The following is a 24,349-nucleotide window of genomic DNA, read 5'->3' on the forward strand; positions in this document are numbered from 1 at the left end:
CCAGACTCACCGATCGCATAGCCGGCAACCAGAGCGTCCTCAAAAATCGAGGAAGCCTCTAACCTCGCCGAGGGCCTTGAGAGCCCTGATGGCGCACGCAACAAGTTCCTCCTTTATCACCTCGCGCCGTTCCAGGGCCCTCTTCAGGGCGGCTTCTGCCAGCTCAATGCGACGGCGCAGGCTCTGCCCCTGCCCGCCGGAGACAGCCTGCTGCTGCTTCAGGGAAGCAACCTTCCTGCGCAACGCTCCTACACAAGCCGCAAGGTTCGCTTCAAACTCCGCTTTCCTCTGGAGCTTGGCCTCCACGCGATCGATCCGCTCCTTGAGCGTTTCACGCGCCTTACGCGCCTCATACGCCTCATGCGCGTCCCATTCCAACGCAGCCTGCCGTTCAGGGTCGAAGCTCGTCTTCTCCGACAGTTTGGTCCTCCCCTCAAGGTTGGCGAACATTTGGCGCACGTCCTCACCCTTCGGCGGGAAGCCCCTACCGTCTTTCAGCCTGCGAACCTGGTCTTTGTCGACGCCGAACCCCCTGTCGAATTCTTCGGCTGTGATCCCGTTGGCAAGGCACTCGTCACGGAGTTCCCCCACGTGTTCCCCGTATTTCTTTACCCCCAGGCGATACTCCTTCTCGGTGACCAGGTCCGCGATCAGGAATGTATCCGAGCGAGACGTGCTCAAGTCGGACTCCAGCACGTCCAGTCGATCATGGATTTCAGTGAGGCTCTGGATCATTGCCTTCTTGTACTGCTTGAAGATCTGTGGTCCTAGCCCGCCTTCGGGGGATTTTCGTTTCTTCCCGAGTCCGAGGGACTCCACCTCGGAAGCTTGCGATCCCAACTCCCCCGTGGAGAATCGTATTTCCCTCACTCCGCTTCATCCTCCTAAATACCACGAACAGCTGACACCAGGTCAGCTATGGCAGTAATCACCACCGCCAGCACCCACAGTATGGGAGTGATCTCCGCTACCCAGCTATACCGCCTTGTAGCGGACTCATGCTGATGCTCAGTCATGTCAATCCTCTCAGCAGGGGTGTCGACGCACGTCGCAGTCGGCATTCAAACGGCCCCGCTTCTCAGCATGAGGTCAGTCAGCAGAGAGAAACAGGAGTCGGCCTGCGCAACGAAAATCGCGCAGGAGCCGTGGAGGGCGCCACAAAAAATGCACCCTTCGGATCTCTTGACACCTTCCTGCATCCGAGAACCGTCATGGCTCGACGGGGGTTGCGGCTCTGGCAGCGCGCCGTCGCAATGCAGAGAACCTTTCGAAACCGGCCGGGCGCATCTGGCCTTCAGCCGCTACTCCGGGAGTTCGCGGTTGGCCAGCGCGCCTGGGCCGAGTTGTGCCTGTTGCAGGTCCGTGCCAGCCAGCCAGTTCATGAGAAGGTGAGCACGTCAGACCCCCTCCCGGGCGCGTGTGCACGGGACATTGGGACGGTAGTCGCACGGCGCGGAAGGGAAGACGGGGCACGGGTGTACGTCACAAGAGTCCAGCTCACGGACATCAAGGGCTTCACCGGAAAGCGCGCTGTGGACCTGGAGCTTCCTGCGCGGGGCGGCTGGACGGTGCTCGCGGGGCGTAACAGTTCTGGGAAGTCGACCCTGCTGCAGGCTCTTGCGCTGGCACTGGGCGGGCCCGAGGTCACGCGGAGTCTGGTAACGGACTTCAGAGACTGGATCTCGGCCGGAGCTCCAGCCGGTCGAGCAGACGTTCACGTTCAGCCGGATGACACCGCCGACTTCTTCGTCGGCAAGGGCCGTACGCCAAAGGGCGCCTTCTCACTGAATATGCAATGGACCCGTCCTGTGCCGGAGGCCGGTGAGCGGCTGGGCACACTGCCATCGCCGACCATGGAGATGCAGGGCACCGTCGGTGAGGAGAGTGCCAGGCGCGGGCCGTGGGCACAGAATCCACGTGGGTGGTTCTGCGCTGGCTACGGGCCTTCCGACGGCTCACAGGCGGTTCCAGTGAGGCCCAGAGAATCATGCTCGCGCAGGGACCTGCCGGGCGGACGGCCACGCTGTTCCACGAGGACGCCTCGCTCGCAGAAGGCGTGTCTGATCGATCTGCGCCTGCGGTCTCTGGAGACGCGCGGAAGCACCGCCGGGCCGCTGCTGGAGACCGTGCTTGCTCTGCTGCAGGACGGTCTGCTGCCGGACCAGTACCAGATCAGAGGTGTCACAGCGGATGGACTCTGGGTGGCCGAGGAAGGTCGCACGGATGGTTTCCCGCTGCGGGAGATGAGCGATGGCTACCGCACGGTGGCCGCTCTGGTGCTCGACATGGTCCGGCAGATCTACGCCGTCTACGGTCGGCTTGAGACAGTTGTGACCGGCCGCGGCGGCGTCGCGGTCGGGGTGCCCGGTGTGGTCCTGATCGACGAGGTGGACGCACACCTGCACGTCATCTGGCAGCGGAAGATCGGCGTCTGGCTGCGCGAGCACTTCCCGAACATCCAGTTCATCGTCTCCAGCCACAGCCCCTACATCTGCCAGGCAGCCGACGAGGGCGGACTGATCCGTCTGCCGGGACCGGACGAGCAGCGGCCACCCACGGTGGTGAACGAGGATCTCTACCGCCGCGTCGTCTACGGCAGTGCGGACGACGCGGTGCTGTCAGAACTGTTCGGGCTGGAAACGCCGTACTCCAGCCGGGCAGAGCACGGCCCACGTCGTCGTGCTGATCGCTGTCTTTGGGCGGGGTGAAGTCGTCAGCGATTTTCACGCAGGCCCATTCACGTCCTTTGGCCTTGTGAGCGGTGGAGACGGTCACTTCAGCCTGCGCCTCGAGGGCGAGTTGCGCAACAGCGGCGAGAATGGCGTCAGGGCCATGGGTGTCGACAAGGTCGACCAGCGGCTGCAGGTCACGGCCGGCTGGGTCGTGGGCAGCGTAGTCCTGCAGTTCGCTCCAGGAAGGGAACAAGAGCAGTTCGGGATGGGTGGTGCGGCGGCCTTCCTTGAGGTCTCGGGCAGCCAGGGCCAGAGCGCGCAGGCTGTCTCCTCCCCCGGCCAGGGCTACCTGGTAGCCGGCAGCCATCAGGTCCATGACCTGGATCATGGCGCCGACGTTGGTACGGCACAGCACTGCGTCGGGCCGGGGGACGGTGCCGAGTTCGGTGGGCACCGTGGCGGTGCCGGTGAGGCGGATCGGGGCATCGGCGATGGCCAGCCAGCGGTTGGCCTCCTCGGCTAGCCGAGGGCCGAAGCGGAAAGACTGGGACAGGGCGAGCTGGATGCCGTCGAAGCCGGTCATGACGTCTTTGGCCCCGCGCCACTGGTAGATGGCCTGAGCGGAGTCGCCGACCATGACCAACTGAGCGTGGCTGCGCTGGCTGAGGAAGATCTGCTCCACGACCGGGTTCGTGTCCTGGGCCTCGTCCAGCAGGAGGAAGTCGGTGCCGATCTTCGGTTGGGTGAGGGCCCAGATCTTCAGGTAGTGGTCGTGGTCGAAGCGGACGGCTCCGTCGTCGGGGTGTTGAAGGTCGGCCCAGGCCTTGCGGGCGAACGGGACGATGTGTGCGGCGAGTTCGGCGTACAGGTCGCGGTCTTCGAGGCCGCGCAGGTGCGGGACGTGGTGACGGGTGAGGGCGGGGTCGGCGGTGTGGCAGAAGCGGGCCACGGTGCGCAGGGTGGCATACGAGAGTGCCTTCGGGGACAGGTCGCGTTCGCCGACGCGGATCCCTTTGGTGATGCCGAGGTGGTGGCCGCCGGTGTGGAAGGCGTCGGCTGCGGCGGTCTGTTCATCGGTCGGGTTCATGGCTGCGGTACTCCGGGGGTCTGGGTGAGAGCGCGTCCGACGGCCGACAGGAGGTGTGCGGCGGCGGTGTGGGTGAGGAGGTGCTTCACCTCCTGGTCGAGGCGGTCGGTCTCGTCGCTGGCGTGCTGGGCCAGGGCGCGGTGCAGGGCCAGCTGTACGAAACGCTCGGGGCTTTGGCCGGCGCGGTCGGCGGCGGCTTTCAGGGCGGTGCGGGTGACGGGCGGGAGGGCAACGATGAGCAGGACCAGCCCGCGCTCGTCCGAGTAGTGGGTGGTGATCACGTCGATGGGCAACTGTGTGTCGAGGAGCCGGCGCAGACGGTGCGCGGCCCTGCCGGGGGTTTTGGCGGGCACGAGGGCCATGAGGCGGGTGGTGTCGTGGTTGGCCGCGGGCGGCATCACGCGGGCGGCGTGGCGGAGTTCGGCGGGTGCGAGGGGCCGGGTCAGAGTGATTTCCAGCGCGTGGTGCGGCATCCTCACGCCTCCCTGCGGCGACTTGGCGGCGGGTGCGGCAGGCGGGTGCGGAGGTGTGCCGCGTGCAGGAGGGGGTCGAAGACCTGCCATCCGGCCAGGGTGAGGTCGGCGGCTCCGGGGGTGGCGGCATGGTCCGTGCAGCGCTGGGTGCGCCAGCGCAGCTGCTCGGTGTAGGGCAGGCGGCTGAGGTCGTAGACGGCCATCAGGGCGTCGGGCAGGGCGAGTTGGCCGTGCTGCGGGCCGACGGGCAGGAGCGTCCAGATGCCGACCGAGGTGCGGGGGTCGAGGACGGGGTGGGGGCAGCGGCGGCGCTGGCGTGTCTGGGCGACGCAGCGGATGCCGTCGATGGGGCCCTCGGCGAGGTAGCGGCCGAGCAAGAGCTGTACGACAGCCCGGTCCGGACGGCCGTTGTTCGCGGGGGTCTTGCAGGGGGTGGGTGGGGCTTGGGTGATGGCGCCGGTGTCGATGAGGCGGCGGGTGCGGACGGCGAGTTGGCGGCGCATGGCCTCGATGTGCGGGCTCATCCGGGTGGTTGCGGTGCGGCTGGGGCAGAGCACGGCGTGCGGGATGCGGCACCAGGGGCTGCCGTCGCTGTGGGGGTGGGCGATGCCGCTGCTCAGGTGCCAGCGGCAGGGTGGTGGGACGTCGGCGCTGGCCAGTTCGGTGGGGTGCAGGGCGATGGGCCGCTGGTCGGTTCGCTGGTAGAGGTCGACGCGGTGGCCGCACTGGCGGCAGCGACTGCTCTGGCCGGCGCGCAGCAGACGGCTGGGGCTGGCGGCGGCCACGCGCAGCGGGCGGCGCGGGTGCATGGTGCGGGGGCTGCCGTCCCGGTGGCGGCTGGTGGAGGCGGTGTTGGGGCACATGGCCCGGACCGTGCCAGGTGCCACGCCGCGGCGGTGGGGGCGACGAGGGCGGTGTCCCACGGACAGCCCAGCAGCGTCGAATGCAAGTCCGTGCAGGCGAGCGTGCGTTCTACCTCTGCTCGCCGGTTCGGGTGATTCATGTGGCCCGCCAGGGAGGGTGCGGCCGGGTCAGGAGCCCGTGGATCCGGGCGGGGTGTGGTCGTCACACAGGGGGCCCAGTAGGTGCTCGATGGGCACGTCGAAGGTGTGGGCGAGGGCGTGCCAGGTGGTGATACTGCCGGTGGTGCGGCCGTGTTCGAGATCGATGAGGGTGCGCCGGGCCAGGCCGCTGCGGTCGGCGAGTTCGTCGAAGGTCCAGCCGCGCTCGCCCCGCAGGCGCGCCAGCGTCACACGCAGCGCGGTGAGGTCGGGGTCGGGCGGCAAGATCGTCACCCCACCATCCGACGGTGCAGGACCCTGCCCCGTCAGTGCAGACCTCTGCACTATTTGCTAGGGACATTCGACGGTGCAGGATCAGCACCGCAGCGTGCCTGGCTCCCGTTTCCCGACGCCTGGGACACGGAAGTTCAGCGGCACGGACCAGATCGGAGGACGACGAGCCGGATGAGGCTCTCCATGCATGACACGGTGCAGCGCATCTGGACCGTACGGCTGCACTCGCAGCCGGGAGGACCGCTGTTGAGCTGCCCTCACTGCGCACTTCACGGCTACCGGCTGCCGGCCTCCTCCGCCCGGTCGGCCGTGCTGACCCATCTGGCCCGCCATGCCCAACACGACGCACTGCCGGGGCATTTGCGGACCTGCCAGTGCCGGGCGCGGGGCTGCTCATGGCACCCACGCCGCCGCGGGTGCGCCGGCCCGGTGCTGCTGGCACTGACCTGTGACCGCAGCGGCCGTATGTGGCGCCTTGCCGATGCCTGTGCCGGCTGCGCGGCCGCCACCAGTTACACCGCCGTCGTGCCCGACACGCTGCCCGGTCCGGCGCCCAGACAGGCGATGAGTCGGACAGCCCGGCGCAGCAATCCCCTTCGCGGGCCGGGCGAGCGGCTGTGCGTGAGGGAAATGCTCACCTACCTTGCGGTGGCCCTGCCCCGATACTCCTCCCCTGCCGCCCGCCTGCTGGCCCTGCAGTGCGCGCTGCGCGCCGACCACCAGGGGCATGTCCGGCTCCCCAACGGCTTCCTGCGCGGCATGCGGCTGCGGGGCCGTACCGAACTGTGGAGTGAACTCGAGCACGCCGGATGGCTGATCTGCCCTGCTCGACCGCACTCCCCCATGAAAGTCCATCTGCTCGATGCGGCCATGCAGAACCAGGCCTCCGGCCGCAGCGCCCGTGCTCGCGCGGCCCACTGGGCCCTGCGCCCCACTTCCCTGGCCGCGCCGCGCGGGATGACTCCCTCCGTGCAGCTCACCGCGCTGACACTCGCCGCCCACACCTGCGACAGCACCGGAAGCGCGGAACTCGACGTGCTCACCCGCCTGTGCGGCCAGTCCCCGCAACAGCTGGAGGACCTCCTCGACCAACTGGTCCGCTCCCGCCTCCTGGCCGCCTGGTGGCACAACGGCGACGAGGAAATCGTCTGACGCTTGTCACCTCAGATCGAGGTGGGCCGAGCGGCAGTTCAACAGTGACGGCACGGCTGCCAATTTCTGGGTGTGGCGCACCCCGTATCTGCTGACTGTCTTGCCTTCACGGGAGAGTGACACATCACTCAGCTGAAACATCTGGTTCCGCTCGTGCGTACTATCTCTAGATTCCGGCAGGCTGCCGCAGTGGTGTCCTGCGGGACCTCCGGTCACCGCAGACGCGATACTTCCCTCCATCCAGCGACGCACATGGTTCCTGCTTTCACCACCGTGCTCGCGCACTGCAGAAAGGCCCATGTCATGTCTGAAATCCAGACCAGCGGTACAGAATTGACGTCGCAGTACATCGCCCAGATCACAGGTGACCTGGAGCGCAACACCAAGGAGCAGCAACGTATCGGGGCGGAAGTCGAGGCCTTGCAGGAGCAGCTGCGCACTCTGCAGCATGACCACACCGTGCTGGTGAACATGCAGCAAGCCCTCGGCGGCGCGAGCCCCGCCGCCGAGGCGGATACCAAGGCCGTTGCGTCCATGCCCCGCCAGGCCGCCGCCGAGCCCAAGCGGAGCGGGCCGAAGAAGACGGCCGCCGCTGGTGCGGGCAAGCCCGCGTCCAGGAAGCCCTCCGCCAAGGCCTCGTCCGCAAAAGCGTCCGAGGCGGCCGGCAAGCCCTCCCTCGTCGATCTGATCCGCAACCACCTCAAGCAGCAGAACGAGCCGCGCTCCGCTGCCGAGATCTCCTCCGCACTCACCCAGGCCCACCCCGACCGCACCATCAAAACCACCGTCGTGCGCACCACGGTCGAAGGGCTGGTCGCCAAGAGCCACGCCCACCGCACCAAGCAGGGCTCATCCATCTTCTACACCGCCACCACCGCCACGCAGTCCCCGGAAGCTGAGCCGCAGCCGGAGGCAGCAGCAGCCAGCTGAGCAGTCGCGGAAGCACCCACCGCACGACCACCGGCCCGGCTCCGGTGTCGCTGCGGCCGGTCAAGGTGCGCCAGTACCGATCCGGCTCACGGGCCTTGGCCGGTGGGGTCATCGCTGGCGCAGGATGCGGAGAGTGGCCGAGCTGGTGTCACCGTCCAGGCCCGACCTTGGAAGCCTGATGCGGGGCCGGCGCTCCCGGTTGGCCGCGCCGTCAGACGGCCTCGGCGGACGTTTACTGGTCAGGCGGCAGACGCCAGGAGCACACGAACTCAACATCTGAGGCGACGGCCCAGCACCGAGCCCCGGGCGTTATCTGTATCACCGTCGCCGAGACCACCAGCGCGCCCAGCTCAATCCGCAAGATCGCCAGCGCGGCGGCGGTCAGCAGCGTCTAAAAGTCTCCATCGGGCCAGCCCATTCACTCTACGTAGAAAAACTCAGTAGTGCTGCAACCGCAGTTACAAGGGGCAGTGGCCTGGGCTGCGGTACTAGCTGAAACCAGACCACGTTGATGGCACCAGCGTGACGGGTGCAGGGTGGTGTTCGGCTTCGTGTCGGACGGCGTGGGCCAGTCTGCTCAGCAGGCCTCGGATTCGTTCACGCTCAGTCGAATCAGGTCACGACCATCCTCTTCCTTCACCGGTGGTGGTCCGCACGACCGTCAGATGAGCGGCGGCGGCCATGGCCAGAGTGATGTGCCGGTACCAGGCCGGGTACTGGCGTACTTGATAGTGGTCCAGCCCGGCTTCGTTCTTCGCGGCCTGGAAACACTCTTCAATTGCCGAGCAAGCGTCAGCGGCCCGCACGATCTCCGTCGTCGAAGTGCCCGCCGGGGCATGGACAAGGTAGTAGGCACGCTCGCCGTCGGCGAGGTTGCGACAGATCAGCAGGGCGTCGTCGAAGTCGTCGTCCCGCTCGCCAGGCAGCGAGACCAGGGCCCAGGCGTATTCACGCAGGCCGTGGGCGCCATCCCCACCGGAGCGGGTCTCCCAGACGTGCTCCGGCGGGATCGCCGAGACGGTGCGGGCGTTTTGCCCGCGCGGCCCGCACCGGTACTTGGGGGCGATCGCCAGCACGTAGCTCAGGCGCCGCTCGGCCAGCCAGCCGCGCAGGACGGGATCGTGGCCGTAGACCTTGTCACCGGTAACCCAGCGAAACGGCAACTCCGCGGCCAGGGCACGCTCCAATATCGCGCGGGCCAGCGCGGGCTTGGTACGGAAGGTAACGTCGTCGCCGATCTTCGCGTCCGTCCGGCGGGCCGGATCCTCGGTCCACGAGGTGGGCAGGTACAGCTCCCGGTCGATCAACGCCCGCCCTCTGATGGAGGCGTAGGCCAGGAACACCCCCAGCTGGCAGTTTTCGATCTTTCCCGAGGTGCTGGTGTATTGCCGCTGGACGCCGGCCGACCGGGTCCCCTTCTTGATGAAGCCGGTCTCGTCCACGGCCAGTACGCCGTCCTCGACGCCCAGGTGCTCCAGCACGAAGCCGCGAACCTCGTCGCGGACCGCGTCGGCGTCCCAGTCGGCCTGGTTCAGCAACCGCTGCATGCCGTCAGGGCACAGCTCACCAGCCTGCTCGGCCAGCGTCCAGCCGTTCTTGCGCTCCAGAGGCGCAAGCAGCCCGCACAGGTACTCCATCACCCGCCGACGCGGCTCCGACCTACGGAAGTACCCACCGATCCGAGCATGCAGCGCATCCAGACCAGCCGCCCAGCGATGCACCTCATCAACCGTGCCGTCCGCACTCATGCCCGGCTAAACGAGCAGGCACACCACCGGTCACAGCAACTGCGGCTACAGCACCAATCGGCCAGATATGACGATTGAGCACCCAATTGCCGCCCTTTAGGATCCGGAATTGGGTTCAGCGCCTGCAACGAGCAGTGACGTACTGAGCCGTGACAGGAGCAACCATCCATGACCGCTGACGTGTTCACTGCCGAGTTGAGTACCCAGGAGGCTGCTGCCTTGGCTGCAGTCGATGAGGAGGCCATCGCCAGAACTCTGCTGGAGCTGATCGCGATCCCGAGTGTGACCGGGAGTCCCGCGGAATCCGAGGCTCAGCACCATCTGGCCGGGCGACTGAACCAGCTCGGGCTGGACGTCGATTTGTGGTCCATGGATCTGCCCGCGCTGATGGCGCATCCCAGCTTCCCAGGGGCTGAGGCGCCGCGGGACGAGGCGTGGGGGCTGGTGGGAGCCACGGAAAGCGGCGGCGACGGCCCGACCTTGATCCTCCAGGGTCACGTCGACGTCGTACCGCCCGGCGATCCCGGGCAGTGGGACGGGGACCCGTTCGTTCCCAGGGTTGTTGGGGACACCGTTCATGGCCGAGGCGCATGTGACATGAAGGCGGGGCTGGCGGCCCACCTTGCCGCGCTGGCTGCGATCCGGGTCAGTGGGGCGAGGCTGCGCGGTCGGCTGGCTGTACATTTCGTGGTCGGTGAGGAGGACGGCGGACTCGGCACCTTCGGCACGCTCCAGCGCGGCCACACGGGCGACGCCTGCATCATCACCGAGCCGACCGGCGGCGCTCTGATCACGGCCAACGCCGGCGCGCTGACCTTCCGCATCAGCGTCCCCGGTCTGGCTACCCACGGCAGCTCCCGTGATGCAGGGGTCAACGCCCTTGACGCGTACCTGCCTGTCCACCGGGCGCTGGCTCGTCTGGAGACCAAGCGGAACGCCAATCCGGATCCGCTGATGGCGGAGTACAAAATTCCCTACGCGCTGTCCGTCGGTATGGTCCGCTCGGGCGACTGGGCGAGCAGTGTGCCCGATCTCTTGGTGGCCGAGGGGCGGTTCGGTGTACGACTGGACGAGGATCCGGCTGCCGCCCGCGCCGACCTGGAGCTGTGCGTGGCGGAAGCCTGCGCCGCCGACCCTTGGCTGCGCGACCACCCGGCGACCGTGACCTGGTCTGGGGGGCAGTTCGCCAGCGGGCGTCTGCCGTTGGGGCACCCGCTGCGGGATGTCGTACGGGCGGCGGCCCAAGACGTCGCGGGCGGTGGCCCTGTACCGCGTGAGCATGGCGCACCGTACGGCAGTGACCTGCGTCTTTATGCTGCCGCAGGCATCCCGACCCTGCAGTTCGGCCCGGGTGATATCCGTCTTGCGCACAGCTCCCAGGAGCAGGTCTGTGTCTCTGAGGTCGTGCGTGTCACCCGCGCGCTGGTCCTCAGCGCGCTCCGAACGGTCGGCACCAAGTGAGCAGAGCTACGACGGATCCTCAAGGCACGTACGCCAGCATGTACGCTCCCGCCCCACCGGTGGCGCACAGCAGTCCCGAGTCAGGATGCCAGCACAGGCCAGTCAGATCGCTGGCGAGGCGCAACGCGCAGTGGCAGCGACCGGAGGCTACATGCCACAGCCGTATGGTCTGATCGCGCCCCGACGTCGCGAGTAGCGTCCCGTCCGGGGAGAAGGCGCAGTTCTCCACCCAGTTGGTGTGTCCAGTGACCACGGCGTGCTCGGTGCGGTCGGCAACGTGCCACAACCGTACGGTGCGGTCGTCGGCGGTGGTGGCGAGCAGGGTGCCGTCGGGAGAGAACGCGCAACTGGTCACCGCGTCGGTGTGCCCGGTCAGCACTGCTGCCTGGCTGCCATCGGTCATGCGCCACAGCCGTGCCGTCCGGTCACCGCTTGTGGTGGCGAGCAGGGTGCCGTCGGGAGAGAACGCGCAGCTCGTCACTCCCTCGGTGTGCCCGGTCAGCACTGCTGCCTGGCTGCCATCGGCGATCCGCCACAGCCGTGCCGTCTTGTCCTGGCTGGCTGTGGCGAGCAGCGTGCCGTCCGGGGAGAAGGAACAGCCGGTCACCCAGTAGGTGTGGCCGGTGAGTACGGCGTGTTCAGTGCCATCGGTGATCCGCCACAGCCGTGCTGTCCGGTCGTTGCTCGTGGTGGCGAGCAGCGTGCTGTCGGGTGAGAAGACACAGCTGTAGGCGCGCCCCCTGTGGCCGGTGAGCACGCCCCGTTCGGCACCGCCAGGGATCTCCTTCAGCAGCGCTGTGCGATCGTCGCTGGTGATGGCCAGCAGGGTGCCGTCCGGGGAGAACGCGCAGCGGTACACCCGGGTGTGGCCGGTCAGGACCGTGTGTTCGGTGCCGTCGGTGACCTGCCACAGGCGGGTTGTCTGATCGTTGCTGGTCGTTGCGAGCAGCGTGCCGTCCGGGGAGAATGCGCAGCCGCGGATCCAGCCGCTGTGCCCGCTGAGTCGCGCCTTCTCGGTGCCGTCGGCGACCGTCCACAGGCGGATGCCGTCGGCCGCGCTGGCGGTGGCCAGCAGGGTGCCGTCCGGCGAGAATACGCATTTGTACATGGAGGAATGGCCGGTCAGCACGGTCCGTTCGGTGCCGTCAGCGATCCGCCACAGTCGGGCGGTGTCATCGTGGCTCGAGGTGGCGAGCAGCGTGCCGTCGGGTGAGAAGGCGCAGCTGTCCACCGTGTGGGTGTGCCCGGACAGGGCTCTCTGTTCGGTGGCGTCGGTGACCCGCCACATGCGTGCGGTGTGGTCGTGGCTGGTGGTGGCCAGCAAGGTCCCGTCCGGAGAGAAGGCACAGCTGGTAACGCCCTTGCCGTGGCCGGTCAGCACGGCGTCGACGGTGCCGTCGGCGACCCGCCACATGCGTGCGGTGCCGTCCTCGCTGCTGGTGGCGAGCAGGCTGCCGTCCGGTGAGAAGGCGCAGCTCGTCACCCAGTCGGTGTGGCCGATCAGTACCGCGAGTTCGGTGCCGTCGGCGACCCGCCACAGCCGGACGGTGTGGTCGATGCCGGTAGTGGCAAGCACAGCGCCGCTAGGGGAGAAGGCGCAGTCCCACACGCCTTCGGTGTGCCCGGACAGCACCGTCTGTTCGGTGCCGTCGGCGACCCGCCACAGACGTGCGGTGTGGTCGTTGCTAGTGGTGGCCAGCAAGGTCCCGTCGGGAGAGAAAGCACAGCTCGTGACGGCGCCCTTGTGGCCGGTCGGGTGGGGGTGGGCTGGGTCAGGCCGGTCGGGCAGGGGCCATGTTGGCTCCACCCGGGGGTGCGGCAGGGTCTGTCGGTAGGCGTGCAGTTCGGCTTCGAGGCCGGGTTCGCCATGCAGTTGGGCGGCCAGCGTCGCGCCCAGTGCTTCGGGCGGGTCGATCGGGCCGAGTAGATGGGCGGCGGACTGGAGGACCCGCCGCAGGTTTCTGGCGGTGGGAGTGTCTGACAGCTCCAGATCGGCGATGACGCCCACCACGGAACCGAGGCGACGCGTCTTGGCCTCGACCCAGCGCAGGTCGCACACGAGGGTGGCCAGCTCCTCGTGTTGATCGGCCGCGGCCAGATGGTATGGCAGGTAGCGCCACAGGTAGTTGGAGTCGGCGGGCAGGGTCCACCACGGCCTCGGCGCGCCGTCGTGTCGGGCCAACAGTGCAGCTGAGGCGGCGGTCAGCCGCCGGTGCGTCTCGGTGCGCGCGTCGGGTCCCTGGCGGGTGCGCAGGTAGGCTCGGATCACGTCGTGCAGCACTAGCCTGGGTCCCGGCGCGTCGAGTCGGTAGTCGGCTACCAGCCCCAGCCCGGCCAGTTCCTCGCACAGCGCGTCCACCCGCACGCCAGGCCACAGCAGCCCGAGAATGTCCTGTGGGATGTCCACGTCCTCGGGGAACACAGCCAGGTCCAGACAACGGATCTGGTCGGCCGACGCGAGCAGAGTCAGACTGGCCTCCACAGTGGCCGCCACAGCCCGGCTCCGGTCTGCCGGACGCGCAGGATCAAAAGCGCCGGGGCCGTCAGCCAGCAGCATCCGCATGACCTGCTCGGCGGCTTCCTGCGCCAATTGGCCCCGCTCAATGCGCCGGCGCAGTGTGCCGTTGATCAGGTTGAGCAGCACCGGCCATCGCCCGGCCGCCTTGCTCAGCCCTTCCGTGATCTCTGCGGGAAGCCCCGCAACGCCGCCGGTGAGCAACAGCCGGGCCTGGTCAGCGGACATGGCGTCCACGACGAGGTGACGACTGCTGGCGGGAAGCAGGTCGGGAATACGGGTGGTGATGAGCCGCGTGCAGTCCCGGCCGCCGAACCCGAACGGCCGAAGCTGCGACTCTTCCCATACGTCGTCGACAACGAGCAGCACCGATTCCGCGCGCTCGTCGAGCAGCCGTCCCAGCTCGGTTCCGGCGGCGTCCGGATCTGACAGCGTAGGCCGCCGTCCACTCAGTACACAGGCCAGGTCATTGATCCGCTCAGCCAGATCCGCACCACGGATCTCCTGGCCAAGGGTGGCCCACAGAAGACCGCCCGGATAGCGCTCCCGCAGCTGAGTCTGGTGGCACGCCCAGGCCGCCAGCGTCGTCTTGCCGAACCCGCCGGCTCCTCGCAGCCCGGTGGTCATTCCCACCTCGGTGGCCCCGGCTGCCGACAGCGCAGCCATCAAACGATCGGCCAGTTCGGGACGTTCCACCATCCGTTCCAACGGCGGCGCCATCCACGGCCGTCGGAGCTCCTCGGACGTCCCGGAACCATTCCCGTTCGGCCCTCCCCGCCCGGTTGCATCAGCCTCGTGGTCCACGCGCCAGACTTCGAAAGCGACCCACACTGCGACCAGCACGAAGAGTGCGGCCCCAACCGTCCAAGTCCACTGCGAAGTCGCCAGGTTGGCCAGCGCACCCGCCGCGAACGCCAGTAGCGTCGAGGCCCCAGTAACGGTCCCCTGCCTGGAGAGCCTCTGCCCCACCCCGCTAGACCTTCGACGTGGCATTACGGGACCCCTCCCCCGATGCAACTAGTCGTCCCCAGAAAGGTACCGAGCGTGACCGTCAGTGTCCGACGAACTGCAGCACCGACCCGGGAATCGCCAGTCACAGGCCCACGCTCGGGATAGAACCGAGGACGCAGATCGATTGGATAGCCGCGCAAGAGCAACACAAACCACACGGTCAGCGGTGCGATCGAGCTCCCTCAACCTCCCCTGACCGCCAGGCAATCCACGGAACGCGCAGCGGCACCGGCTGCCTCACACACCGTCACAGGGCCCACCGTGGGCGCTGTGGGCGCAGACGACGCAGTGGAACTTATCCCGTGTGGCCCGGCTCTCCTTGACGGTGGGCAGGCATTGGGGGTAGGCACGGGGGTCCACGGCGATCACGTCCCGTCCAGCGCTTTCAGCCTTGGCAAGCGCCAGGAACACGCCCAACCGGCACCGTTGATCGAGTTGTTGAGCCCGGCTTTAGCAGCGGCCCCGTTGGGCAGGAAGGTTCCAGGTTGTTCGAGATGGGCCTGGGTACGGGTGTGCGGAGCTGCACGCGGCGACCTGAGCAGCGCCCGAGCAGTCCGAGTTCCCCGGCCGCTCTCTCCGGGGGCTGCCGGTTCACAGCCACACTGCGGCCAGCGGAGCACGTGACCCGCGCAGGCTGAACCAGTTGCGCGCTGACACGTCGCGACTACTCTCCTGACACGCCGACAAATAACCCTAGCCCTCTAGGGGTTGAAGGTATCGAGCGCGTGAGGCACGATATGGATAGTTGCAGGGCAAGGGGCCCGGACTATCCACCTATGGGGGTGCGCTGATGATTCACATCACGCTCGGGGCGATGCGTTACGTCAACCCGAAGGAAGACCAGCTGGGCCGCGATCATGTCGGTTGGGACCCGAACATGGACGACGCGGCGTTGTTCCGCGCCAACCGGGGGTGCTGGGTTCTTGGTGAACGGGCCGACCGGGAGCAGTACGCACTGCTCTCCTCGCAGGGCACCGTGCGCCAGGCGATAGAGATCGACCACCTGGTTCCGGTGGCCGGCGGCCGTCGGGCGATCGAGGGCCGGTACCTGGAGGCCGGGCACCCGGTCCACGATGCCTACGTCGGAAAGCCTCAGCCGGTCGATCCGACCCGCAACCCCGTGACGTACTTCGACTCCCCCCACGCCGCCCGGACGTGCGGCTGCGGCTGCCAGGCACCGGTCACCCTCGGCTGGTTCCTGCCCGGCCACGACCAGAAAGCCCTGCACGACCGCGTCGCCAGGATCGGCACCGTCCACCAGTTCATCAAGTGGTTCGACCACACCTACACCGACGAGGCGCAAACGATGGAGTCCAGCATCCTGTCCATCGATCCGCACTCCAACAGCAGAACAGCGTGCAGCGCGCACGGCACAGCCGCAGCCTGCACCCCGCTCATCGCCGACATCGTTCTGAGCGACGCAGGCAGCGACCACGTCGAATGGGCCGTCTGCGCCCGCTGGCTCCGGGAGAACTCCGACGCAACGGCCTGGCTGAACGACCACCCCGATGCCGCAGCACGCCTGGGCCCCATCTGACGGGCCCCGCGAACGGGAGCACGCCGGTCACCGCGCTCCCGTTCCCCCTTTGCCAAAATCACGCGGGTGAGATGCGCAGTAGCTTCCCGAAAGGATCCCGACAAGTCGGGGGCTCCGTCAGGGACAACAGCCGCGACCCTCCAACACCCCAGCTCCAAGGACGATCAGTCGACGGGTTCCATTTGTGGCTGCTCTGAGCAACGGTTGCGCAGGCGATTCACTCCTCCACCAACAGCTTCTCCCGCAGCCGGGCCAGAGTGCGGGCCAGCAGGCGGGAGACGTGCATCTGGGAGATGCCCACCTCCTGGGCGATCTGAGCCTGGGTCATGTTGGCGAAGAAGCGCAGCAGCAGGATGCGCTTCTCGCGCGGCGGAAGGTCTTCCAGGAGAGGCTTGAGGGACTCGCGGTACTCGACGCCCTCCAGCGCTTCCTCCTCCGCACCGAGCGTGGCGGCAACGGCCGGGGACTCGTCGTCGGTGTCGGGGACGTCCAGGGACAGCGTGGAGTACGCGTTGGCCGACTCCAGGCCCTCCAGGACCTCCTCCTCCGAGATGCCCAGCTTCTCGGCCAGCTCGTGGACCGTGGGCGAGCGGCCGTGCCGCTGCGAGAGCTCCGCGGTCGCCGTGGTGAGAGCGAGCCGCAACTCCTGCAGCCGGCGCGGCACACGCACCGCCCAGCCCTTGTCGCGGAAGTGCCGCTTGATCTCACCGACCACCGTCGGAGTCGCGTACGTCGAGAACTCGACGCCGCGCTCCGGGTCGAAGCGGTCGACCGACTTGATCAGGCCGATGGTCGCGACCTGCGTGAGGTCGTCCAGCGGCTCACCGCGGTTGCGGAAACGGCGCGCGAGGTGCTCCACGAGCGGCAGATGCATCCTCACCAGCCGGTTGCGCAGCTCCGCGTACTCAAGGGTGCCCGCCGGCAGCGTGCGCAGTTCGACGAACAAGGTCCTGGCTGCGCTGCGGTCGGCGGGTTGCGGGCTGGGGCGCGCTTGCCGCGACGTGGGCTGGGTCCTCATCCGGTGCTTGAGCCTGGCCAGCGCGGACTCGACGTCCTGGGCCGTGGCCACGGCGGAGCCCACGGGTCCTTCGCTTGCCATCAGGGTTTCGCGCAGTGCGGCCACATCGTCCTCGTCCTGGTGGTCGACCATCACTGCCTCCCCTCGCCTGCGCCGATCACGCCCAGCTCCTGCAGTTCCCTGCGCACACCTTCCAGGGCCTGGCGTGCCCGGTACAGGTGCACGCGGGCGGTGGCCACCTGGATGTGCATCTCTTTCGCGGCATCCCCAACGGCTGTCCGGCAATCGCGCAGCGGCTCATCACTTCACGCTGTTTGTCACTGAGGCTGACGATGCGCTCCAGGACCGTACGGTAGGCGCCGCGCGCGTCCATCCACGACGCGAGGTCGACCTCGGCCGCGGCCCGGTCGTGCATGTCCGGGTCGAAACCGGCCGAGCCGACCTCCTTCTGCAGCCCCAGCACCTCGCGGACCACGGTGGTCCGCAGCCATCCCGGCCAGGCCCGCACCGGTTCGAGATGCGGGGCGTTCCAGCGCTGCCAGCACTGCAGGAAGGCTTCCTGAACGGCAACGTCGGCGAGGGTCCGGCGCCCGCCGGAAACGAACATCGCCTGCGCCAGCAGAGGCCGGTACCACTGACGAAACAGCGTGTCGAACGCCTCGTCGGTGGGCGGGGACATCACTCGGGCTCCTGCGCGTCCAGACGGACGCTCCACGCGGTGCCGTCCTGGTCGCTCACCTCGACCAGCCCTCCTCGCGCGGACAGTTCACGCGCCATCAGAGCCATCACCCGCGCCCGCGTACGCTCCCTCAGCAGATAACCGCACGTCCGCGCAACGACGCCGGCAGCCGCACCCGCCCCGGTGCCCACTATCACCCAACTCCACAGCCCTGTCACGGCGTTGGCCTCCCGGCGCTCGGCGTGCGGTTACCAAGAAGAGGGAAACGACGCCGGAAACGTGTACACGCCGCCAGACGACCAGGGGCCGGCGCTTCCCCGTCGCAAGGTATGTGGGGCTGGACTGCCCTTGGGCAGGGCGGCAGCTGTCAGCGCCGGGCTGTGTGCGCCAGCTGCGTCCGGTGAAGACGCGGGGCGGCGGCCGGGATGCGTGCTCGGGAGATGGACCAGCCGGTCGCCGGAGGGCTGCGCGATGGTGACCGCGTGTGCAGAGGGCACGGCACTGCTGCTGGCCACAATGGGCGCAATGTCGGCCAGCGGGCCCAGCCCCTGCCGTAGGAGCCGGGCCCGCCTCGTTCCCGGATATCAGCCGGAGCGCGGCACGGCGATCTTGGCTGCGAGAGTGAATCCCGAGCCGGCAATCGTCATGGCGCTCCCGAGTGCTTCAAGCTCTCCGGGCATGACCAGGAGCACCGCGATGGCTCCCAGCAGTGCGGCAATAGCGATGACCACGGCGGCCACAGCGTTGGACAGGGGCAACTGCGGCACAGTAACGGGGTGTTGTTCGGGTCCCGGTGGAGTTCCGGGACCGTGCACTTCGGGTGGGCGGGTCCTCATCGGCAGGTCCTCTCGTGTCAGCCCAGGTGAGACAGGTGGAGCAGTGAGCCATGCGGTAGCAGCCGCATATGCGTGTCCGGGAAATGCCCTGCCGCATATGTGCCGGAACACGACTCCGGAGCAAGGCACGTGTTTGCAGGACCTGTCGCTCCGTCATCTTCCGTGCGGTATCTACGACGGCGGCCCCGCCGGATTGGGAATCCGGCGGGGCCGCACGCGTCGTCGGGGTCTGCTGCTACAGACCCCGCATGCCTGCCTCGGCAGGCTGTTGATCTCGTCTCACCTGGGCTGACAGGAGGATCGAGAACCAAGTTGTGCCAACTTAACCAAGTTGGCGACCAACTCTACTATGGTTATCCCCGTTCCACCGGGATCGATAAACACCTTCCACGCCGCTTCCCGCCCGCGACCCGAAGACCACGCCGCTTCCGCCCGCCAGACTGCGGCGACCTGCAGCGATACCGGCAGGGAAGGGGAGCCGCTCGACGTCACCCCGGACACGATCATAGTTTTGCCCCGATCACACCAGCCAACTGCTCACCAACTTCTCCGTGTTAGCCGGAACTTGCAGGAGTTGGCGGCAGTTGAAACTGCGGTCCTGCGGTCATTGACGTGCAACTGGACGGCTGTCGCCCGGTGAAGACGCTTCCGCACTACAGGAGGCAGACCCACGAGACCGCATTCAGCCGCCGAAACAGCCCACCCGCCTCGAACTCACCCACGGCCCTACCGGCCAGCATCCCGACCGCGACAGCACCCAGGGGCGTGCGCACCACGGTGGAAGGTCGGTCACCAAGGGCCATGTCCACCGAACAGGGTTCGCGGGACCGCCGCACCAGGGGCCAGCAGGGAGATGCGGACGGTACCCGTTCTCATCCACGTCGGCTCGCGCGGCCCGCGGGCACCACACGGCCAGCGAGGGAGTCGACGGGACGCCGGGCCCTGCGGCTCGCCGGATCCATCGAGGCACGGATCAGCTCCATCACGAGTTCGCGAGATATCGGCGTCTGCCCTCGCGGCTCTCCTGACTCTGTGCGCGTTGAACGTGCAGGTTCGCCAGGACGGTGACCGTACGCAGCTGCCGTCACTGCCCGTCCCGGGTAAAGGAAGGCGGTGGCGGTGGCGGTGGCGGTGGCGGTGGCGGTGGCGGTGGCGGTGGCGGTGGCGGTGGCGAACGATGGCCCGGCTCGGGCCCGGCAGCACCGGCCGGGGATCTCTGCCAAGCCTGGATGAGGCAGCACAGACGGCGGGCCGGCGCTGAACAGAGTGGCGCCCGCCAAGACTGGGTCGCTTGCACCCGCCCGGCCCGTGGAGTCCCCCTGCGCACCGAGGCCGCTGTGGCGGGAGCCCACCACAGCGGAGCACCTGCCCAACGGCCGGTCGTGCAAGACCCTTCCGCCGACAAAAGTTGTTGACGAACTTCCCCAACCGACGGGCGGGTTCACGGCAGTTAGTAGGCAACGACGTCGCTATCCCGTAGCCACCCGGCCGAGAGGAAGAGATCCGTGGGGAACAACCCGAGTGCCTTCATCAGCTCACTCGCCGCGTTCAGCCTGGGGCAGATCATCGTGCGCACTATCGCTGCTGTCCTGTGTGAACGGGCTCGCCGTGCCACATTGGTTGGCATACTGAACACCCAGCGGCAGAGGGACTCGGAACTGCTTCTCCAGCACAGTTCCGGCGGTTGCCTTCTCCGCGTGCGGCAGAGCAGCCACTCTGGTGACGGATCCGACAATGCGCTGGTGCAATGACCGAACACCCGACGGACCCATCGCGATCCGACCCTTTGAGGACGCTGGCCGACTTCGACGGCGTGTATCTGACCAAGTTCCCTGGCGTGGTACGTGCCTTGGTGCTCTTGGGCGCTGACCGCTCCACAGCAGAGGATCTGGCCCAGGAATCCTTCTTGATCGCTCTGCATCACTGGGACACGGTCGGCCGATACGACAAGCCAGGGGCGTGGGTGGCAAGGACCGCTGTCAACAAATGGCGCCAGTTCGGCAGAACTGCACGGCGGCGCCACGACGTACTGAGCAGCATCGCTTCAGCTGACCACGTAGGGGAGCAACGAGGCTTCGAAGGCTCGGACCGGCATATCGATGTGCTGCAGGCACTGGCAAAACTCACCGGGCGCCAGCGTGAGGTACTGGCGCTGTACTACCTCCTCGATCACACTGTCAGCGAGGTCGCGGCCACACTGAACATTGCCGAGGGTACGGTCAAATCCACGCTGCACGACGCCCGCTCCGCCCTCGCGAAGTGGCTGGCACCGGGGTACGCAGACGATCCTCGGGAAGGAGGGGCTCGCAGTGCAGGATGAAGGCGATGACATCGAGCGTCTGTTGAGCGAGGCGACACAGAACATCCACTATTCGCCCCAGGAGCTTGCCGCTCGCCTTGCTGATCTCAAACGGCAAGCGGGACGACCGACCGATCATCCCTCCCCCGCACCGCCGCCACAACAGCCCTCCAACCCTCCGGCTCCTCCCTCTACACGCGGGGATGCGCCCTTCGTACCAGGGGGTGTGCTCGGCGAGATCATCGACGGAGTCCGTGCCGACCTCGCGGAGCGGCAGGCGCGCGTCAGCCTCGACGAGCTCAAGGAGCGCGCCGCGAAGGCTCCGGCTGCCAAGGACGGTGTCGCGGCCCTGCGCGGTGACGGCGTCAAGGTCATCTGCGAGGTCAAGCGCTCCAGCCCGTCCAAGGGCGCGCTCGCCGCGATCGCCGACCCCGCCGCACTCGCCGCCGACTACGAGGCGGGCGGCGCGGCGGTCATCTCCGTACTCACCGAGCAGCGCCGCTTCGGCGGATCGCTGGCCGACCTGGAGGCCGTCCGTGCCCGGGTCGACATCCCGGTGCTGCGCAAGGACTTCATCGTCACCTCCTACCAGCTGTGGGAGGCCCGGGCGTACGGCGCGGACCTCGCGCTGCTCATCGTGGCCGCCCTCGACCAGAGCGCCCTGGAGTCCCTCATCGAGCGCGCCCAGTCCATCGGGCTCACACCGCTCGTCGAGGTGCACGACGAGGACGAGGTCGAGCGGGCGGTGGACGCCGGCGCGAAGGTCATCGGCGTCAACGCGCGCAACCTCAAGACCCTGGAAGTCGACCGCTCAAGGTTCGAACGAGTCGCCCCCTCCATCCCGGCAGGGATCGTGAAGGTAGCGGAGTCCGGCGTCCGCGGCCCGCACGACCTCATCGCGTACGCCAACGCCGGCGCCGACGCCGTCCTCGTCGGCGAATCCCTCGTCACCGGCCGGGACCCGAAGACCGCCATCGCCGACCTCGTCACCGTCAGCGGACATCATGCCGTCCGGCGCACCGGCCAGTAGGCCACTGCCAGGCCCCCAGGCCTCCGTGACGGCGATCAGACGGATGCATGGCGGACCTGGTGCCAGCGCTCGAGGGTGGTCTGCTCATGTACGTCCGCGGGATGTGGCGGGTTGGCGGTGGCCCAGCAGGAGCTAGTCCTGCAGAAGGCCTTCAACGATCCGGTCATAGGCGGGGTCGGCGTAGTAGGCGCTGTGGGCAAGAAGCGGCGAGACGGGGGAGCCTACCTCGGCAATGACGTTAAAGGGATCGCGGAGCTGGTATTCGGGGCCGAGTTGGCGCAGCCAGCCTCCCCCCTCTGCGGACTCGTCGAGCTCCGCAGGCTCAACGGCCGTGCCGTCGATTGCCACCCAGGCCGAGTCAGGCGGTAGGACGGGTTCGATCGGGCCTGTTGCGGGGCGGGCGAGAACCGGGCCTCCCAAGTAGTCGGTCCAGCGGTGCACGTTGCGCCATCGCCCGTCCAACTGCTCGGTGTAGAGCGCCGTGAGCTTGTTATGGCCGAGGTATGCAGGAAAGAGCCTGGAGTAGGCCCACAGTAGCTGGGACCCATGCGTGATCATGGCCATCTTCTTGTGTGCGGTGGGTGTCTCCACAGTGAGCGCCGCAGCCGCGCAGATCACACTGCCCTGGCTGTGCCCGGACAGGACAACTCTTCTGCCTCCTGCGATCACTTGCTCGGTGCGGCGCGCGAGACTCAGGACCGCGTGGCCGCCGTATGGCGGGGGTACGATCGGATGGGTCAGCCGGGGCCAGAACGCGAGCAGGTCCCACAGCACTCCCACACTCCGCCGCCAGCCGGAAGAGCGGAACGCGCGGGCGCCGAGGAGCACTAGCAGTGCAGCCAGCGCGGTGAGCACCCAGGTGCCGACGACCTCTACGCCTCGCCACACGTCATCACGTCGGCCCGTGCCGTAGATGTGTTTCTCGATCCAGTCGTACCCGGGGTCGTGGCCGGGGATCAGGGCGATGGCGCCCAGAGTTCCCTGAACCACTGCCGCGAGCCCGCCCAAGGAACCGAGGGTCAGCAGGATGTGGGGCAGCCGGTATTTGAGCCGGGCACGCTGCCATGCCGTGGTGATGCGCTGCATGGTCCGCTCGGGCAGCGGGTCGGGATAGTCCAACTGGATCCGTGCGGACAAAGTAGTGCCGTCCGGCAGATTCTTCGTCTGGTAGTAGGGGACAAGGACTACGACGGCGACCGCAAGAAGCACGAAGGTGAGGAGCCCCCACAGGAGGGCAGTTACGTTGAAGAGCACAGGTACGTCCAGTGGCTCTGTGAGCCCCGAGCGGCGGTCTACCCACCCGAGCAGACGGGCCGACTGAAGTGCGGCCCCTGCGGTGAAGCCTGCCGCGAGGAGTACCGCGAAGCCGGTGAGCACGGAACATGCCATGCCGCACCACATCGGGTGTAGCCGATCGGGAGCGTTATACGTGGGCCCTCGGAGCACCGCGTTGGCCACGACCAGGACGAGCAGGAACAGTGCGGCAGCGGCGAAGTGGGCATGGAAGGCCCAGTCGAATCCTGTAAGTCCTGCGGGCCGGGCCCCTCGGGGACGATTGGCCCTGCCGCCCCAGCCAGCAGCGATCACGGCGACGGCCGCGAAGACGAGCCACGCGGTGGCGGTCAAGCCCCGATAGAGGTTGGGGACCGCACGCGGGTTCTCGACCGCATCCACGGTGGAGGGCACAAGGGTACGGCCCCTTCCAGTGATCAGGGCGCACCAAGCGACGATCGCGGCGGACAGCCAGAACAACACCCACAACACCGTGCAGGACCATCCGTGCGCCGGTGCCAGGCCAGCCACCTCATGTGTGGACAGGTGGGCGACGAGCATGGCCACGACAGCTAGTGCGGTGGACAGGTGCAGCCGGCGCAGCAGCGCGGTCCGCGGCGACGGCGACCAGAACGCGCGCGCTCCCAGGCTTCCGACGGGGTCGGGCGCCGCTGAAGTGGCTCCGGGCGATGCGTAGAGATAGACCTGGGCACTCATGATGCCCAGCAGGGCCACCATCGCGGCTGGCACGGCCATGCCGAGCAACAGGCGCCAGCGCCACTCGATCACTTCCAGGCCGAAGAAGCTCAGGTGGTGGCGCTGGCATCCCGAGGCACCACCGCACTGCCAGGCGACCAAGTCGATCGACACGAAGGCAACCGTGGTGGCCAGCAGCCCGGTCATCACGAGGCCAATCAGGCGGAGCGAAACGTCGGCGACCGCGCGGACACGGTCCCGCCCTCCGTTCTCCCCTGCCTCCATCGGCAGCGTGAACCGTGCCAGGTTGACGACGCCGAAGGGAGCCATGAGCAACCACAGCGCCTTGGAGACCGAACCCGACGTCATCGTCCCCCAGTGAAACGCCTCTACCTGAGTCGGCCCCGCTGGCGGAGGGACAGGCGCCTGCCGCATGAAGCGCGCCGTGTCGTCCCCGCCAACCTGCACGACGGATGAGATCTCCAGCAGGCTCTCTGCAGCCGTCCCGCTGACACCATGGACGCGAATCTCCACTGTCTCTGGCATGCCGTGGAGCATGTCCTCGGTTGGACCCGCTGTCCATCCGGCAGACGAGTGATAACACGCAGCAGCACTCACGGTGCCCCGAACCTCACCGC

17 protein-coding genes and 1 pseudogene are annotated in these 24,349 nt (G+C 67.9%); 7 read left to right on the plus strand and 11 right to left on the minus strand.

The features are described 5' to 3' along the window. Nucleotides 1-39: 39 nt before the first annotated feature. Nucleotides 40-819, minus strand: coding sequence for a hypothetical protein (locus ACIBEI_RS42675; protein WP_398896292.1), 780 nt, complete (start codon nucleotides 817-819; stop codon nucleotides 40-42). A 434-nt stretch (nucleotides 820-1,253) separates the two neighbouring features. Here ACIBEI_RS42675 and ACIBEI_RS42680 point away from each other — a divergent pair. After that, nucleotides 1,254-2,432: pseudogene (locus ACIBEI_RS42680) on the plus strand (AAA family ATPase); the annotation flags it as partial. A gap of 31 nt (nucleotides 2,433-2,463) precedes the next feature. Here ACIBEI_RS42680 and ACIBEI_RS42685 read toward each other — a convergent pair. The 4 genes from ACIBEI_RS42685 to ACIBEI_RS42700 form a co-directional block, all read right to left on the minus strand. Continuing rightward, the gene (locus ACIBEI_RS42685; RefSeq protein ID WP_398896293.1) at nucleotides 2,464-3,759 is read right to left on the minus strand and encodes a UvrD-helicase domain-containing protein; all 1,296 of its coding nucleotides are present in this window, start codon (nucleotides 3,757-3,759) and stop codon (nucleotides 2,464-2,466) included. Further along, complete coding sequence (locus ACIBEI_RS42690; protein ID WP_398896294.1) at nucleotides 3,756-4,232, minus strand: hypothetical protein; 477 nt, start codon at nucleotides 4,230-4,232, stop codon at nucleotides 3,756-3,758. The genes ACIBEI_RS42685 and ACIBEI_RS42690 overlap by 4 nt, the downstream gene beginning before the upstream one ends. Before the next feature lie 2 nt (nucleotides 4,233-4,234). Next, the gene (locus ACIBEI_RS42695; protein ID WP_398896296.1) at nucleotides 4,235-5,095 is read right to left on the minus strand and encodes a DUF6083 domain-containing protein; all 861 of its coding nucleotides are present in this window, start codon (nucleotides 5,093-5,095) and stop codon (nucleotides 4,235-4,237) included. 168 nt (nucleotides 5,096-5,263) lie between these two features. Further along, nucleotides 5,264-5,527, minus strand: a complete 264-nt coding sequence (locus ACIBEI_RS42700) for a helix-turn-helix transcriptional regulator (RefSeq protein ID WP_360065628.1) — start codon at nucleotides 5,525-5,527, stop codon at nucleotides 5,264-5,266. A gap of 183 nt (nucleotides 5,528-5,710) precedes the next feature. Here ACIBEI_RS42700 and ACIBEI_RS42705 point away from each other — a divergent pair, with 183 nt between their 5' ends. Both ACIBEI_RS42705 and ACIBEI_RS42710 read left to right on the plus strand, forming a co-directional pair. Next, nucleotides 5,711-6,679 carry a hypothetical protein gene (locus tag ACIBEI_RS42705; protein ID WP_398896299.1) on the plus strand — a complete coding sequence of 323 codons (969 nt, stop codon included), beginning with the start codon at nucleotides 5,711-5,713 and terminating at the stop codon, nucleotides 6,677-6,679. Nucleotides 6,680-6,931: 252 nt separating this feature from the next. Beyond that, nucleotides 6,932-7,609: a hypothetical protein gene (locus ACIBEI_RS42710; protein WP_398896300.1), complete on the plus strand. Its 678-nt coding sequence runs from the start codon at nucleotides 6,932-6,934 to the stop codon at nucleotides 7,607-7,609. 617 nt (nucleotides 7,610-8,226) lie between these two features. On the opposite strand, the gene ACIBEI_RS42715 is transcribed toward ACIBEI_RS42710, so the two are convergent. After that, complete coding sequence (locus ACIBEI_RS42715) at nucleotides 8,227-9,357, minus strand: IS701 family transposase (protein ID WP_398896302.1); 1,131 nt, start codon at nucleotides 9,355-9,357, stop codon at nucleotides 8,227-8,229. 168 nt (nucleotides 9,358-9,525) lie between these two features. Between ACIBEI_RS42715 and ACIBEI_RS42720 the strand changes: the two genes are divergently transcribed. After that, nucleotides 9,526-10,818: an ArgE/DapE family deacylase gene (locus tag ACIBEI_RS42720; RefSeq protein WP_398896303.1), complete on the plus strand. Its 1,293-nt coding sequence runs from the start codon at nucleotides 9,526-9,528 to the stop codon at nucleotides 10,816-10,818. 19 nt (nucleotides 10,819-10,837) lie between these two features. Here the strand turns inward: ACIBEI_RS42720 and ACIBEI_RS42725 are convergent, their stop codons facing one another. Further along, nucleotides 10,838-14,053 (minus strand): NB-ARC domain-containing protein, encoded by a 3,216-nt coding sequence (locus tag ACIBEI_RS42725; RefSeq protein WP_398896305.1) that lies wholly within the window; start codon nucleotides 14,051-14,053, stop codon nucleotides 10,838-10,840. A gap of 1,081 nt (nucleotides 14,054-15,134) precedes the next feature. Here ACIBEI_RS42725 and ACIBEI_RS42730 point away from each other — a divergent pair. Beyond that, nucleotides 15,135-15,881 (plus strand): hypothetical protein, encoded by a 747-nt coding sequence (locus ACIBEI_RS42730; protein WP_398896307.1) that lies wholly within the window; start codon nucleotides 15,135-15,137, stop codon nucleotides 15,879-15,881. A gap of 217 nt (nucleotides 15,882-16,098) precedes the next feature. On the opposite strand, the gene ACIBEI_RS42735 is transcribed toward ACIBEI_RS42730, so the two are convergent. From ACIBEI_RS42735 to ACIBEI_RS42745, 3 genes are all read right to left on the minus strand, one after another. Then, nucleotides 16,099-17,031, minus strand: a complete 933-nt coding sequence (locus ACIBEI_RS42735; RefSeq protein ID WP_398896308.1) for an RNA polymerase sigma factor SigF — start codon at nucleotides 17,029-17,031, stop codon at nucleotides 16,099-16,101. 25 nt (nucleotides 17,032-17,056) lie between these two features. Next, on the minus strand, nucleotides 17,057-17,578 hold the full coding sequence (locus ACIBEI_RS42740) for an RNA polymerase sigma factor (RefSeq protein WP_398896309.1): 522 nt from the start codon (nucleotides 17,576-17,578) through the stop codon (nucleotides 17,057-17,059). A gap of 584 nt (nucleotides 17,579-18,162) precedes the next feature. Then, nucleotides 18,163-18,336 (minus strand): hypothetical protein, encoded by a 174-nt coding sequence (locus tag ACIBEI_RS42745; RefSeq protein WP_398896311.1) that lies wholly within the window; start codon nucleotides 18,334-18,336, stop codon nucleotides 18,163-18,165. A gap of 1,825 nt (nucleotides 18,337-20,161) precedes the next feature. On the opposite strand from ACIBEI_RS42745, the gene ACIBEI_RS42750 reads away from it, so the two are divergent. Further along, nucleotides 20,162-20,734: an RNA polymerase sigma factor gene (locus tag ACIBEI_RS42750; protein WP_398896313.1), complete on the plus strand. Its 573-nt coding sequence runs from the start codon at nucleotides 20,162-20,164 to the stop codon at nucleotides 20,732-20,734. A gap of 205 nt (nucleotides 20,735-20,939) precedes the next feature. Beyond that, nucleotides 20,940-21,743, plus strand: coding sequence for an indole-3-glycerol phosphate synthase TrpC (gene trpC / locus ACIBEI_RS42755; RefSeq protein WP_398896314.1), 804 nt, complete (start codon nucleotides 20,940-20,942; stop codon nucleotides 21,741-21,743). Nucleotides 21,744-21,875: 132 nt separating this feature from the next. Here trpC and ACIBEI_RS42760 read toward each other — a convergent pair whose 3' ends face one another. Further along, the gene (locus ACIBEI_RS42760; protein WP_398896316.1) at nucleotides 21,876-24,257 is read right to left on the minus strand and encodes a hypothetical protein; all 2,382 of its coding nucleotides are present in this window, start codon (nucleotides 24,255-24,257) and stop codon (nucleotides 21,876-21,878) included. Nucleotides 24,258-24,349 lie beyond the last annotated feature (92 nt).

Origin of the sequence: Streptomyces sp. NPDC050988 (genome assembly GCF_044456225.1) — a bacterium.
GTDB lineage: Bacteria > Actinomycetota > Actinomycetes > Streptomycetales > Streptomycetaceae > Streptomyces.